The organism is Kitasatospora albolonga (assembly GCF_039535905.1).
In the GTDB taxonomy this organism is placed as follows: Bacteria; Actinomycetota; Actinomycetes; order Streptomycetales; family Streptomycetaceae; genus Kitasatospora; species Kitasatospora albolonga.
Map to the genome: position 1 here is coordinate 77,700 of NZ_BAAAYB010000151.1, position 12,418 is coordinate 90,117.

The 12,418-nt window shown below is 73.2% G+C and carries 15 protein-coding genes; 9 read left to right on the forward strand and 6 right to left on the reverse strand.

Annotation, left to right across the window (positions count from 1 at the left end; translation table 11 throughout):
- Positions 1 to 36: 36 nt before the first annotated feature.
- Positions 37 to 723, forward strand: a complete 687-nt coding sequence (locus tag ABD946_RS38635) for a DinB family protein (protein WP_345290415.1) — start codon at positions 37 to 39, stop codon at positions 721 to 723.
- Here the strand turns inward: ABD946_RS38635 and ABD946_RS38640 are convergent.
- From ABD946_RS38640 to ABD946_RS38650, 3 genes are all read right to left on the reverse strand, one after another.
- Positions 641 to 1,759: a DUF2332 domain-containing protein gene (locus tag ABD946_RS38640; protein ID WP_345290416.1), complete on the reverse strand. Its 1,119-nt coding sequence runs from the start codon at positions 1,757 to 1,759 to the stop codon at positions 641 to 643. The genes ABD946_RS38635 and ABD946_RS38640 overlap by 83 nt on opposite strands.
- 213 nt (positions 1,760 to 1,972) lie before the next feature.
- Positions 1,973 to 2,380: a hypothetical protein gene (locus ABD946_RS38645; protein WP_345290417.1), complete on the reverse strand. Its 408-nt coding sequence runs from the start codon at positions 2,378 to 2,380 to the stop codon at positions 1,973 to 1,975.
- A gap of 570 nt (positions 2,381 to 2,950) precedes the next feature.
- A complete protein-coding gene (locus ABD946_RS38650; RefSeq protein WP_345290418.1) occupies positions 2,951 to 3,382 on the reverse strand; it encodes a hypothetical protein in 432 nt (143 codons plus the stop codon).
- Positions 3,383 to 3,700: 318 nt separating this feature from the next.
- On the opposite strand from ABD946_RS38650, the gene ABD946_RS38655 reads away from it, so the two are divergent.
- Positions 3,701 to 4,726, forward strand: a complete 1,026-nt coding sequence (locus tag ABD946_RS38655; RefSeq protein ID WP_345290419.1) for a type IV toxin-antitoxin system AbiEi family antitoxin domain-containing protein — start codon at positions 3,701 to 3,703, stop codon at positions 4,724 to 4,726.
- Between the two features lie 181 nt (positions 4,727 to 4,907).
- Here ABD946_RS38655 and ABD946_RS38660 read toward each other — a convergent pair whose 3' ends face one another.
- Together ABD946_RS38660 and ABD946_RS38665 are read right to left on the reverse strand one after the other, a co-directional pair.
- Positions 4,908 to 5,498: an isochorismatase family protein gene (locus tag ABD946_RS38660; protein WP_345290420.1), complete on the reverse strand. Its 591-nt coding sequence runs from the start codon at positions 5,496 to 5,498 to the stop codon at positions 4,908 to 4,910.
- 101 nt (positions 5,499 to 5,599) lie between these two features.
- Positions 5,600 to 6,916 (reverse strand): nicotinate phosphoribosyltransferase, encoded by a 1,317-nt coding sequence (locus ABD946_RS38665; RefSeq protein ID WP_345290421.1) that lies wholly within the window; start codon positions 6,914 to 6,916, stop codon positions 5,600 to 5,602.
- A gap of 129 nt (positions 6,917 to 7,045) precedes the next feature.
- Here ABD946_RS38665 and clpS point away from each other — a divergent pair, with 129 nt between their 5' ends.
- The 7 genes from clpS to ABD946_RS38700 all read left to right on the forward strand — a co-directional run bounded on the left by clpS (position 7,046) and on the right by ABD946_RS38700 (position 11,828).
- Positions 7,046 to 7,339 carry an ATP-dependent Clp protease adapter ClpS gene (gene clpS, locus ABD946_RS38670; RefSeq protein ID WP_345290422.1) on the forward strand — a complete coding sequence of 98 codons (294 nt, stop codon included), beginning with the start codon at positions 7,046 to 7,048 and terminating at the stop codon, positions 7,337 to 7,339.
- A gap of 62 nt (positions 7,340 to 7,401) precedes the next feature.
- Positions 7,402 to 7,977, forward strand: a complete 576-nt coding sequence (locus tag ABD946_RS38675) for a DUF2017 domain-containing protein (protein ID WP_345290423.1) — start codon at positions 7,402 to 7,404, stop codon at positions 7,975 to 7,977.
- A gap of 183 nt (positions 7,978 to 8,160) precedes the next feature.
- A complete protein-coding gene (locus ABD946_RS38680) occupies positions 8,161 to 9,603 on the forward strand; it encodes an amino acid permease (protein ID WP_345290424.1) in 1,443 nt (480 codons plus the stop codon).
- 44 nt (positions 9,604 to 9,647) lie between these two features.
- Positions 9,648 to 10,073 (forward strand): M67 family metallopeptidase, encoded by a 426-nt coding sequence (locus ABD946_RS38685; protein ID WP_345290425.1) that lies wholly within the window; start codon positions 9,648 to 9,650, stop codon positions 10,071 to 10,073.
- A 136-nt stretch (positions 10,074 to 10,209) separates the two neighbouring features.
- Positions 10,210 to 10,326: a putative leader peptide gene (locus ABD946_RS38690; RefSeq protein ID WP_345290426.1), complete on the forward strand. Its 117-nt coding sequence runs from the start codon at positions 10,210 to 10,212 to the stop codon at positions 10,324 to 10,326.
- A gap of 92 nt (positions 10,327 to 10,418) precedes the next feature.
- Positions 10,419 to 10,691: a MoaD/ThiS family protein gene (locus tag ABD946_RS38695; RefSeq protein WP_345290427.1), complete on the forward strand. Its 273-nt coding sequence runs from the start codon at positions 10,419 to 10,421 to the stop codon at positions 10,689 to 10,691.
- 168 nt (positions 10,692 to 10,859) lie between these two features.
- Complete coding sequence (locus ABD946_RS38700; RefSeq protein ID WP_345290428.1) at positions 10,860 to 11,828, forward strand: PLP-dependent cysteine synthase family protein; 969 nt, start codon at positions 10,860 to 10,862, stop codon at positions 11,826 to 11,828.
- 63 nt (positions 11,829 to 11,891) lie between these two features.
- On the opposite strand, the gene ABD946_RS38705 is transcribed toward ABD946_RS38700, so the two are convergent.
- Positions 11,892 to 12,329, reverse strand: a complete 438-nt coding sequence (locus tag ABD946_RS38705) for a type II toxin-antitoxin system PemK/MazF family toxin (RefSeq protein ID WP_345290429.1) — start codon at positions 12,327 to 12,329, stop codon at positions 11,892 to 11,894.
- Positions 12,330 to 12,418: the final 89 nt, after the last annotated feature.

Here is a 12,418-nt window from a genome sequence, read left to right on the forward strand (position 1 = left end):
TGGCCGGGCCCGGGCGGTCCGCGCCATGCTGGAGCCATGATCACGCCTGACACCAAGGACTGGACCTGGGTCCTGGAACGCGCCTGCCCCGACTGCGGCTTCGACACCCCGGAGGTGGACGCCGAGCGGGTCGCCGACCTGGTCCGGGCCAACGCCGCCGCCTGGGTGGCGCTGCTCGCGGAGCGGCCGGAGGCGGCGCTGCGGAGCCGTCCCGTACCGGAGGTCTGGTCGGACCTGGAGTACGCCTGCCACGTGCGGGACGTGTTCCGGCTGTTCCGTGTCCGGCTGGGGCTGATGCTGGACGAGCAGGACCCGCTGTTCGCCAACTGGGACCAGGACGAGACCGCCGTCGCCGAGCGCTACGGCGAGCAGGACCCGGCCCGGGTCTCAGCCGAACTCGCCGAGGCGGCCGAGGAGTTGGCCGCCGCCTTCGACCGGGTCGAGGGCGGGCAGTGGCAGCGGCCGGGGCGTCGCAGCGACGGTGCCCGTTTCACGGTGGCCTCCTTCGCCCGGTACCTGATCCACGACCCGGTGCACCACCTGTACGACGTCACCGAGGGACGCCCCCACGATCTGACCGGTCCGCCGCTCAGCCGGTCCGCCGGTCGCAGCCCCGCAACCCCGCAGCCGAACCGGCCCGTCAGGCGAGGGGCCAGGCCGGAAGGCCGTGCGGGACCGCCTCGGCGAGCACGGACTCGGCGGCCGGCCCGGTGCGGACGGTGAGCAGGAAGCGGTGCTCGCGCCAGTCCGGGGTGCGGCGCGGCTCGAAGGAGACGTGGGCGAACGGGGCCGCAGGGGTGGACTCGGCCGCCAGGCGGTCCAACTCGGCCTCCACCAGCGCCCATTCGGCGGCCGGGACGTACTGGCGCATCACCGAGTGCCAGACGACGGTGAGGGCGCCCTCCGCGAGCGAGACCCCGCGGAGGAACTCGGCCGCACCCACGGGCTCGACGGTGGTGGGCAGCCGTTCCGCCAGCTGGAGGGCTCCGGTGAGCCGGGCGGCCCGCTCGGGCTGGTCGGCCCAGACGTAGGAGCGCAGCGCGAGGGCGCCCTCGGGGGAACGCGGGTCGATGGGGTCGAGGTCGCAGCCGCGCCGTTCGGCGAAGCGCAGCGGCGGGAGTTCCGCCGCCGCGCCGAGCGGGGACGGCGGGGTGCCCCGCCAGGCGTCGGCCAGCAGGACGGGGGAGTCGGCGGGGCCGAAGGCTCCGCTCGCGGAAGCGGCAGTCGCTCCGGCCTCGGGACCGGAAGGAGTGGACCAGGCGCAGCGGAAGTGGTCGGCGAGCAGGTTGAGCCCGGCGCTGGAACCGAGTTCGAACAGCCGGACCGGCAGGTCGGCGCCGTCGAGGGCGTGCAGGACGCCGGCGATCAGCAGGTTGGCCCGGCCGGTCTCGTTGGTCTGCGGGGGCCTGGTCAGCCAGTCCTTCAGCCAGTCGGGGTGGTCCGCCACGGTGGCCCGGAAGTCCTCCCAGACGGCTTCCGGGACGGGGGACGGACAGCTTCCGCCGGCGCTCGGGTAGTGGGCGGCGAGGGCGGGGGCCCGTCCGCTGAGCACCAGGGCGTGCACCCCGCCCATCAGTCGGAGTGCGATGGCGTCGGGTCCGGGGGCGTCCTCGTGACCGCTGACCGCAGCCGCGCACGGGCCGTTCTCCAGCAGGTCCCGCGCGGCCCGGCGGATCAGGAAGGCGTACAGCGGCGAGCCGAGTTCGTCGCAGGCGTCGGCCTGCCGGTCGAACATCGCGGCGGTTCGGGCGAGGGACACTGGCGCCTCCCTGGAGCTCTGCGGTGGGGCTGACCACCCGTCAGTCGGGCGGCCCTCCACATCATTCGCCCGCGAAGCCCGGCCTGAGAAGGACCCGCCGGGGTGATCGTGATCACCGAGCCGCACGCACCCCACCGCACGCACTTCACCGCACGCACCGCACACCGTGCCGAGTTCCGTGCCGCACGCGCCCCCGGTGCCGCGCGGGCCCGGTCACCAGTCGGCGGCCGCGCGCAGGGCGTGGCGGAGCTGGCTGGCCACGTTGGCGTGGTCGGCGCCGACCACGTCGGCGATCTCCGGGGTGGCCAGGCCGACCACGTAGTGGAGGATGGCGAGATCCTCGTCCGGCGTCGCGGTCGGCCGCTGCGGTGGCACCCGGGCCTCGTCGCCGCGTTCGGCCACGGTGGCGCGCAGGATGCGCCAGGCGTCGGCGGTCGGGTTGGGGCTGCCGAGCAGTTCGGGCCAGGCGGCGGCGAGGGCGCCGAAGGCCTCCTCGACCACTGCGGCGGCCTGCGCGGCGTCCCGGAACCAGACCCGGGCGTAGCTCAGGTACCGCGGATGGTGCAGCTCCCGGAAGGCGGCGAACTCCACCGAGGAGACCGGGTCATGACGGTTGGTCACATCAGCCTCTCGATCCGGGTGCGACGACGGGTTCGGCGACGGGGTGGCCGTCCTTCACTCTAGGGCCTCGGATGACTGCTCTGTGTGACAAGTCCCATCAGATACCCGTGCGAGGGATGCGATTGAGCCGTTGTGTGACGGGGTGTCAGTTCCCTTGGTGCGGGCGGCGATCGGTGCGCCGGCGGGCCGGCCGGCAGGGGCGCCGGCGCCGCCGCGCCGGGGACCTCGGCCGTAGGCCGGTCGCACTGGGCCGTACGAGGGGCGCAGGGGCCGCACAGGGGCCGCAGGGGGCCACAGAGGGGGCCGCGCGGCGGTCTCGGGGGCTCGGAGCGGGGCGCTGCGGGTGCCGGTGCGGGGCCGCATGAGGGCACGTGGAGCAGTGCGGGGGCCCGGAGGTGGTGCCGACGTGCGTGGTGGGCGCGCGCGTGCCGGTGGCAGCGCGCCCCGGACCGGTCGCGCTGCTCGGCGGCGCCGGTCCGGCCGCACGGGCGGCAGCCGTGAGGGCCCGGGCCCGGGGCCGGTCGGGGTGCGGTGCCGATCCGGGCGGGGGCCGGACCCCGAGGGAGGGGTTCAGCAGGTGCGGTTGGGTTCGTCGGGTTTGCGGCGGGCCCGCTTGGCAGCGGCTGTGGCGGCCGTTGCTGCGGCGGCTGCGGCGGAGGGAGCGGCGGCGCGGCGGTTCTGCTGCTCGGGGACGCCGGCTGCTTCGAGCGCCTCCCGTGCGGCCAGGTAGGCGTGCACGGCGGCGATGCCGTACACCGGCTGGATCAGCTGGTTGCCCTTGAAGAACGGTCGCGCAGGGGCGAAGCCGGCCGCGACCACCAGGTCGCGGATCTCCGCTATCTCCTCCTCGGTCCGCGCGGTGAAGCGGACCTCCCACCCCTTCTTGTACAAGTGGCCCTCCTCGCCGCTGCGGCGGGCCAGGTCCGGCTGTCGGACGTAGCCGGGCAGTCGGCCTAGGCGCAGCTGGGCAGCGCGCAGGGAGGCGGTTTCGTCACGTGGCATGAGTGTGATGTTAGGCAATCCTGCGCGGGCGGTGTGACCCCCGAGCGGCGGGGATGCGTATGGCGCTCGTCACTCTCGGTCAGGCACCGCAGGTCGCGGCGGGTGCCGGGGCGTCGCGCCGATGGCCGAAACGGTGTGCGAAATGCGGATGGTACAGGCCAACTGCGGTCGATACCGGCAGTCCGATGAACGTCCTTTGGGCCGAATGGGTGAGGGTATGGGGACTTTAGTGCGGGCTAGTCCCGGTTTCGCGACGGTTGGGTAACGGTGCGTCAGGTCGTGGATGCGGAGCGGGGGGTGTTGGGGAGGGTAGGCGGCATGAGCAGCTACCAGATTCCTTCGCCCTCGCCCTCCCTCGAGGAGCTGGCCCGCCGCCAGCAGAACGTGATCACCGCGAACCAGCTCCGGTCCCGCGGCGTGCCCACCCGGCTGGTCAGCGAGCGCTGCCGCCGGGGCGGCCCCTGGCAGCGGCTGCTGCCCAAGGTCTACCTGCTCCAGGGCGGCGAGCCGACCCCGGAGCAGCGGATGTGGGCCGCACTGCTGTACGCCGCCCAGGACGGCCGCGAGGAGGGCCGCCGCGAGGGTGCGGTGATCACCGGTGCGGCCGCGCTGGCGCTGTACGGCTTCGCCTCCGCGCCCCGGCTGCCCGCCGTCACCGGGGTGGAGGTGCTGGTGCCCCGTCAGCGTCGCCTCAAGGACGCGGGTGAGGTCCGGATCCGGCGTACGGAGAGGGAGTTGGAGGCCCGCTCGGTGCACGGCCTGGCCTGTGCCCCGGTCGCCCGGGCGGTCGCCGACACGCTGCGGGAGTGGACCGACTCGGCCGCGTTCGACACGGGGGAGGTGCACCCGGCGCAGCTGCGGGCGGTGCTGCGCGAGTCCGTCTCCCGCGGCGAGACCGGTTGCACGGTGCGGGACTTGCTGGCCGAGCTGGCCGAGGCCGGGCTGCTCACCGAGCCCCGGGTGCGGGCCGCGGTGGACGAACTCCTGGCCGCCGGGCGGGAGTCGGCGCTGGAGCGGCTGAACGAGCTGGTGGACGAGTGGCTGCTGCCGGTGCCGTTGGCCGGACCCGAGCTCCGGATGAAGGGCGGCACCTTCGTGGCCGTGCCGGACCTGTACTGGCCGGGAGCGGCGGTCGCGGTGGAGGTGGACTCGGAGCTGCGCTGCGTCAGCGAGGGCGAGGCGGCCTGGGTCCGGGGCGGGCAGCACCGGATGGAGTACCTCGGGGTCCGGGTGGTCTACGTCTCCACCGACCGCCTGGAGGCCGAACCCGACGTGGTGGGCGGCGAGTTGCGCGAGGCCTTCCTGGCCGGTGGCGAGGACGTGGTCGAGCTGGTGGTCACCTGAACGGGACGTGTGGCGCCCCCTGCGGCGCCCTGCGACGACCGAACCGTGGTGACCGGCCTGCGGAGGCGGGCCCGCCAGGCGCACCACCTCCGCCGCACCAGCCGCACCAGTCGCGCCGCACCCGCCGCTCCTCGACCCTCCGGCCCCGCTCCGGGGCTGCCGCCCCGCGCCGCGCCGGACGTCAGGAACGGACGATCGGCGCTCCGGTCAACTCCACGCCCGCAGCGGTGAGTTCGGCCAGTGCGGCCTCGGTGGTGGGGCCCGAGACCCCGGCCGTCAGATCGAGCAGTACCCGGGTGGTGAAGCCCGCCCGGCGCGCGTCCAGGGCGGTCGCCCGGACGCAGTGGTCGGTGGCGATCCCGACCACGTCCACCTCCGTCACCCCGCGCTCGCGCAGCCACTCGGCCAGCCCCGCGCCGTTCTCGTCCGCGCCCTCGAAGCCGCTGTAGGCGGCCGAGTACGCGCCCTTGTCGAAGACCGCCTCGATCGCGCCGGAGAGCACCACCGGCGACAGGTTGGGGTGGAAGCCCACGCCCTCCGTGCCGGCCAGGCAGTGCACCGGCCAGGAGTCCCGGTAGTCCGGCTCGGCGGAGAAGTGCGCGCCCGGGTCGATGTGGTGGTCCCGGGTGGCGCAGATGTGCGCGTAGCCGGGGGTGGAACCGGCGATCAGGTCGGTGATCGCGGCGGCCACCTCGGCGCCGCCGGCGACGGCCAGGCTGCCGCCCTCGCAGAAGTCGTTCTGCACGTCCACGACGATCAGTGCCCGCTGCATGGCGTTGCTTCCTTCTCCCCCGACGGGGGCGGTGTGGTGGGCCCGGACGTTCGCCACTGTAGGGAGTGACGCGCGTAGGCGAAAGGGGAACGGCCGCCGGCTCAGCGGCCGAGCAGCAGCTCGGTGGGCAGCACCGGCTCGCCGCGCGAGAGCTGGGTGGCGGAGAGCGGCAGGCCGGCCCGCGCCCGTACGTGGCGTTCGCGCGCGGCGGCCAGCGGCTCGCGGCCGACCACCTCGCCGGCCTTGACGAGCGGGACCTGGAGCAGATGCGGCTCCAGCGCGTCCGGGACGGCCCCGGTGCCGGTCACCTCGGCCTCCGCGACGCCCTCCGCGTCGGGCCGCCGGGCGGCCCACTTCCGGCCGCCGACACTGGACTTGGCGCCGGCCGAGCGCTTGGCCACCGAGACCAGCGGGCCCTCGGGGCCGGCCGCCCTGGCGACCAGCTTGTAGACCATCGCGCAGGTCGGGTGGCCACTGCCGGTGACCAGGCTGGTGCCGACCCCGTAGCCGTCCACCGGGGCGGCGGCCAGCGCGGCGATCGCGTACTCGTCCAGGTCGGAGGTGACGATGATCCGGGTGGCGGTGGCGCCGAGCTCGTCCAGTTGGCGGCGGACCCGGTGGGCCAGCAGGGTGAGGTCGCCGGAGTCGATCCGGACGGCGCCGAGCTCGGGACCGGCGACCTCCACGGCGGTGCGGACCGCCTCCTTGAGGTCGTAGGTGTCGACCAGCAGGGTGGTGCCCCGGCCCATCGAGTCGATCTGCGCGGTGAAGGCGTCCCGCTCGCTGTCGTGCAGCAGGGTGAAGGCGTGCGCGGCGGTGCCGGTGGTCGGGATGCCGTAGGTGAAGCCGGCCTCCAGGTCGGAGGTGGCCTTGAACCCGGCGACGTAGGCGGCCCGGGCGGCGGCCACGGCGGCCCGCTCGTGGGCCCGGCGGGCGCCCATCTCGATGCAGGGGCGGTCGCCCGCGGCACTGGTCATCCGGGAGGCGGCGGCGGCCACGGCCGAGTCGAAGTTGAGGATCGACAGGATCAGGGTCTCCAGGATCACCGCCTCGGCGAAGCTGCCCTCGACGGTCATCACGGGGGAGCCGGGGAAGTAGACCTCGCCCTCGGGGTAGCCGTGGATGTCGCCGGTGAAGCGGTAGTCGGCGAGGAAGCGCAGGGTCCGCTCGTCCACCACGCCCTGGTCCGAGAGCCAGTCCAGCTGCGGGGTGGTGAAGCGGAAGTCCTCGACCGCGTCCAGCACCCGGCCGACCCCGGCCAGCACGCCGTAGCGGCGGCCGTCGGGGAGCCGGCGGGTGAACACCTCGAAGACCGAGCGCCGGTGGGCGGCGCCGCTGCGCAGGGCTGCCTGCAGCATGGTCAGTTCGTACCGGTCGGTGAGCAGCGCCGTGGAGTGGCGCGCGGTGGTGGCGTCCATGGGAACGATGCTAGCGGACTTAGCGTCACTTTGACGATTTCTCGTTCGAGTGGGACCGGATTCGCTCGCGGGTCCCCCGGATGGAAGCATGAGCAGTGGAGAACCGAGCCCCGACGAGGAGTGTCAGCCGTGAGTGTCGCGCCCGTGGAGATCGAGCGCCCGGAGGTCGAAGGCATTCCGGCACTGGAGCCGGACACCCCCTGGGTCACCATCGTCCACAACGACCCGGTCAACCTGATGAGTTACGTCCAGTACGTGTTCCAGGCCTACTTCGGCTATCCGAAGGAGAAGGCCAGGACGCTGATGATGGAGGTGCACCAGAAGGGCCGGGCGGTGGTCTCCAGCGGCACCCGCGAGGAGATGGAGCGGGACTGCCAGGCGATGCACGGCTACGGCCTGTGGGCCACCCTCCAGCACGACTGAGCGGGCCGAGGGCCCGGCGGACCATCAACCACCCCACGACGTAGACGGGCTGACGAGGAATCATGGCTGGGCTGTTCGAGAGTGCCGGTGACGGCGGTGCGGCGATCGCGCTGGAGGAGGTCGAGGCGTCCATCCTGCGCTCCTTCGAGGTGCAGATGCTGGAGCTGATCGGCCCCGGCCCGGGCGGCGAGAGCGACGACCCGCTGGCCGCACTGTTCGCCGAGGGCCCCTCCAGCCCGCCCGCCGACCCGGCGCTGGCCCGGCTCTTCCCCGACGCCTACGGCGGTCCTGACGGCCCGTCGGGCCCGGAGGAGGTGGCCGCCGCCGGGGAGTTCCGCCGCTACACCGAGCTGGACCTGCGGGCCCGCAAGCGGGACGACGCGCTCGCGGTGATCCGCTCGCTGGACGGCCTGGGCGGCGTCGGCGGCGTGCTCAAGGCCGATGCCGAGGAGTGCCGGCACTGGCTCGGCGGCCTCAACGACCTGCGGCTCACCCTCGGCACCCGGCTGGAGGTCAGCGAGGACGACGACGAGGGCCTCTACGAGCTGGACGACGAGGACCCGCGCAAGCCGCTGGTGATGGCCTACCTCTGGTTCGGCATGCTCCAGGAGTCGCTGCTGGAGGCGATGGCGGGCTAGCGGTCGACCTGCCCGACGCGCCGCGCCGGAGCCCCGTCCCAGGTGTTGGGACGGGGCTCCCGGCATTCCGGGCAGATCCCACCGAACAGGGACGCTCCATGCTCAAATATCGCTCAGATACGCACCGGTATCCGGGCGTGCCGTGGTACGACTGCCACTCCCCACGAGCAAGGACGGTGGCCCATGGCCCAGCAGCAGTACGACGAGGTGACGGATCCGGTCCCCGACGAGGAGGGCTACGAGCGGGGTCTGGGCAGCCGTCAGATCCAGATGATCGCGATCGGCGGGGCGATCGGCACCGGGCTGTTCCTGGGCGCGGGCACCGCCATCTCCAAGGCCGGGCCGAGCCTGATCCTCAGCTACGCGGTGGCCGGCCTGGTGATCTTCGCGATCATGCGGGCGCTGGGGGAGCTGCTGACGTACCGTCCGGTCTCCGGCAGTTTCGCCGAGTACGCCCGTGAGTTCCTCGGCCCGTTCGCGGGCTACGTGACCGGCTGGACGTACTGGCTGTTCTGGGTGGTCACCGGCATGGCCGAGACCACCGCCGCCGCCGTCTACGTGAAGTTCTGGGCGCCGTCCATCCCCCAGTGGATCTCCGCCCTGGTCTTCCTGGTCATCCTCTACGGCGCCAACCTGATCTCGGTGAAGCTCTTCGGCGAGATCGAGTTCTGGTTCTCGATGATCAAGGTGACCGCGATCATCGGCATGATCCTGATCGGCATCGGGGTGCTCACCCTCGGCTTCAGCGACGCCGGCGACACCGCGGCCATCTCCAACCTCTGGTCGGACGGCGGCTTCTTCCCCAAGGGCATCGGCTCGACGGTGATGACCCTGCAGATCGTCATGTTCGCCTACCTCGGCGTCGAGCTGGTCGGCGTCACGGCCGGCGAGAGCGAGGACCCGGCGAAGACCCTGCCGCGCGCGATCAACACCCTGCCGTGGCGGATCGCGCTGTTCTACGTCGGCGCCCTGGTGGTCATCCTGGCCGTGGTGCCGTGGCGCGAATTCGCCCCCGGGGTCAGCCCGTTCGTGGCCGCCTTCGAGAAGATGGGCATCCCCGCCGCGGCCGGCATCGTGAACTTCGTGGTGCTCACCGCCGCGCTCTCCTCCTGCAACTCCGGGATGTACTCCACCGGCCGGATGCTGCGCGACCTGGCGCTGCGCGGCCAGGCCCCCGGGAAGCTCACCGACCTCAACGCCCGCAAGACCCCGGCGCTGGCGATCACCGTCTCCTGCCTGCTGATGGGCCTCGGCGTGGTGCTCAACTACCTGGCCCCGGCCAAGGCCTTCGAGTACATCACCTCCGTCGCCACCGTCTGCGGCCTCTGGACCTGGGCGATGATCCTGATCTGCCAGATCCGCTACCGCGCCGCCTGGAAGGCCGGCCACCTGCCGCCGCCCACCTTCAAGGCGCCCGGCGGGGTGATCGCCAGCTGGGCCTCGCTGGCCTTCCTGGTGCTGGTCGTGGTGCTCATCGCGATCGACGAGGACAGCCGCATCTCGCTCTACGTCTTCCCGGTCTGGGCCCTCCTGCTGGTCCTCGGCTACCAGGCCCTCAAGCGGCGCAACCCCGGGGCCACCACCGGGCACGACCACGACCACGTCCACGCGAGGTCCGGCGACTGAGACGGACGGCGGGCGCGGGCGGGGGCCGTGGCTATCCTGACCGGATGCTGACCATCACCCGAGAGCTGCACGACGCGATCGTCGCCCACTCCCGCGCGGACCACCCGGACGAGGCGTGCGGCGTGGTCGCCGGCCCGGCCGGCACCGACCGCCCGGAGCGGTTCGTCCCGATGCTCAACGCCGCCCGCTCGCCCACCTTCTACGAGTTCGACTCCGGCGACCTGCTCAAGCTCTACCGGGAGATGGACGACCGGGACGAGGAGCCGGTGGTGGTCTACCACTCCCACACCGCCACCGAGGCCTACCCCTCCCGCACCGACGTGAGCTACGCCTCCGAGCCGAACGCCCACTACGTGCTGGTCTCCACCGCCGAGGGCACCGAGCCGGGCGACCCGTTCCAGTTCCGTTCCTTCCGGATCGTCGACGGGGTCATCACCGAGGAGCCCGTGGAGCTCGTCGAGGCCTACTGAGCAGGGCCGAAGGGCCCGCCGCACCACCCCCCGGTGGAGCGGCGGGCCCTCGGCGCGTCCCGGGATGTGACACACATTCATCCGGATGGCGAGACGTGGATGTCGGAGCGGGGCGGGGAATCTATACGATGAGCCCATGCGTTCCGTCGATGTGAGCAACCAGGCCCAGGGCACCCGCCTTGTCGCGCGCCTGCACGTCGACCTGTGCCGGCTCGCCAGCGCGATCTGTCCCGGCCCCGCCGCCGCTCGCTGAGCCCGGCCAACCGCCTTGCCCCGTACGGGGATCGCACCGCCCTGCCGCGCCCCTGCGGCCCACCCCGAACCCACCTCCACAGGAGCGCAGTCATGGCCATCGAGGTCCGCATCCCGACCATCCTCCGCACCTACACCGACGGCGCCAAGTCCGTCGAGGGTGCCGGTGCCAGCCTCGGCGAGCTCTTCGCCGACCTGGACGTCCGCCACCCGGGCATCGCCGCCCGCCTGCTGGACAACGGCGAGCTGCGCCGCTTCGTGAACGTCTACCTGAACGACGAGGACGTCCGCTTCCTGGACGGCATCGAGACCGGCCTGAACGACGGCGACAGCGTCACCATCCTCCCCGCCGTGGCCGGTGGCTGAGGGGCCTCCGGCGATCGGGGGGCGGCGTCGCGGGCCCGGGGCACGCACCTCGCCGGCTTCTCCTCGGTCGCCGATGCTCCGCATGGACTCCCTCGTCGGCACCGCCGAGGCACGCACCCCAGCCCCGCTCCTTGCTCCACCCCCCGATCGCCGGAGGCCCCGGATCTGATGAAGTACGACAGCCCGCTCGAAGCCGTCGGCAACACCCCGTTGGTCCGCCTGCCCCGCATCTCCGCCGCCGTGCCCGGCAACGGGGAGGGGCAGGTGACCCTCTGGGCCAAGCTGGAGGACCGCAACCCGACCGGATCGATCAAGGACCGGCCGGCCCTGCACATGATCGAGCGGGCCGAGGCCGCGGGGCTGCTCACCCCCGGCTGCACCATCCTGGAGCCCACCAGCGGCAACACCGGCATCTCGCTCGCCATGGCGGCCAAGCTCAAGGGCTACCGGATGGTCTGCGTGATGCCGGAGAACACCAGCGAGGAGCGCCGCGAGCTGCTCCGGATGTGGGGCGCGGAGATCATCGCCTCCCCGGCGGCCGGCGGCTCCAACACCGCCGTCCGGATCGCCAAGGAGATCGCCGCCGAGCACCCCGACTGGGTGATGCTCTACCAGTACGGCAACCCGGACAACGCCGGTGCGCACTACGCCGGCACCGGCCCGGAGATCCTCGCCGACCTGCCGACCGTCACCCACTTCGTGGCGGGCCTGGGCACCACCGGAACCCTGATGGGCGTCGGCCGGTACCTGCGCGAGAAGGTCCCCGGCGTCCAGGTGGTGGCGGCCGAGCCGCGCTACGACGACCTGGTCTACGGGCTGCGCAACCTGGACGAGGGCTTCGTCCCGGAGCTGTACGACGCCGAGGTGCTCACCACCCGGTACTCGGTGACCTCCGAGGACGCGGTGCGCCGCACCCGGGAGCTGCTCCAGCAGGAGGGCATCTTCGCCGGCGTCTCCACCGGCGCCATCCTGCACGCCGCGATCGGCGTCGGCCGCAAGGCCGCCCAGGCCGGCGAGCGGGCGGACGTGGTGTTCGTGGTCGCCGACGGCGGCTGGAAGTACCTCTCCACCGGCATCTACACCGCCGAGACCACCGAGGCCGCGGTCGAGGCCCTGCAGGGCCAGCTCTGGGCCTGACGCCCGGTCGGACGCACCGCCGGAAGGCGCACTCCCCAGCGGGGGAGTGCGCCTTCCGCGGTTCTAGCGCAGGGCGCGCTGCACCCGGGACCAGGTCTGTCCGTCGACCTTGCCGACCCTGCGGCGGAAGGCGGCCACCGGCACCTCGCGGAGCTCGTCGGTCTCCAGCCAGCTGGCCCGGCCCTGGCGGTCGCCGACCGAGCCGGGCGGCAGCGGGAGCACACCGGGGCGGCCGGCGTGGTGCTTGCTGGTGATCTTCACGACCGTGGCGGTGCGGCGGTTCACGCCGAGCACCAGGCAGGGGCGGTCCTTGGCCCCGGGCCCGTCCTCGAACGGGACCTCGGCCCACCAGATCTCCTGCGGTGCCGGGCGGCCGGTGGTGCGGACCGGGCCGGAGGGCGTGCGGCGGGGTGCGGGCGCCGGGGTGGCGCGCCTGCGCAGCAGCCACAGCACGACCGCGAGCGCGGCCACCACCAGCAGTGTGATCAGCACCTTGTCCATCCGGAGACCGTACCCCGGAGGGCCCGGAGCGTCGTGACAGTCGGGGATTTATCCGTTCGGCGCTGCCGATTCGTCACGGAACGGCCACG

Bases quoted from the DNA above. Each gene is read 5' to 3' on its own strand.
- ABD946_RS38635 (WP_345290415.1), top strand. From the start codon at position 37: ATGATCACGCCTGACACCAAGGACTGGACCTGGGTCCTGGAACGCGCC.
- ABD946_RS38650 (WP_345290418.1), bottom strand. From the start codon at position 3,382: ATGCCACGTGACGAAACCGCCTCCCTGCGCGCTGCCCAGCTGCGCCTA.
- ABD946_RS38655 (WP_345290419.1), top strand. From the start codon at position 3,701: ATGAGCAGCTACCAGATTCCTTCGCCCTCGCCCTCCCTCGAGGAGCTG.
- ABD946_RS38660 (WP_345290420.1), bottom strand. From the start codon at position 5,498: ATGCAGCGGGCACTGATCGTCGTGGACGTGCAGAACGACTTCTGCGAG.
- ABD946_RS38665 (WP_345290421.1), bottom strand. From the start codon at position 6,916: ATGGACGCCACCACCGCGCGCCACTCCACGGCGCTGCTCACCGACCGG.
- ABD946_RS38675 (WP_345290423.1), top strand. From the start codon at position 7,402: ATGGCTGGGCTGTTCGAGAGTGCCGGTGACGGCGGTGCGGCGATCGCG.
- ABD946_RS38680 (WP_345290424.1), top strand. From the start codon at position 8,161: ATGGCCCAGCAGCAGTACGACGAGGTGACGGATCCGGTCCCCGACGAG.
- ABD946_RS38685 (WP_345290425.1), top strand. From the start codon at position 9,648: ATGCTGACCATCACCCGAGAGCTGCACGACGCGATCGTCGCCCACTCC.
- ABD946_RS38690 (WP_345290426.1), top strand. From the start codon at position 10,210: ATGCGTTCCGTCGATGTGAGCAACCAGGCCCAGGGCACCCGCCTTGTC.
- ABD946_RS38695 (WP_345290427.1), top strand. From the start codon at position 10,419: ATGGCCATCGAGGTCCGCATCCCGACCATCCTCCGCACCTACACCGAC.
- ABD946_RS38700 (WP_345290428.1), top strand. From the start codon at position 10,860: ATGAAGTACGACAGCCCGCTCGAAGCCGTCGGCAACACCCCGTTGGTC.
- ABD946_RS38705 (WP_345290429.1), bottom strand. From the start codon at position 12,329: ATGGACAAGGTGCTGATCACACTGCTGGTGGTGGCCGCGCTCGCGGTC.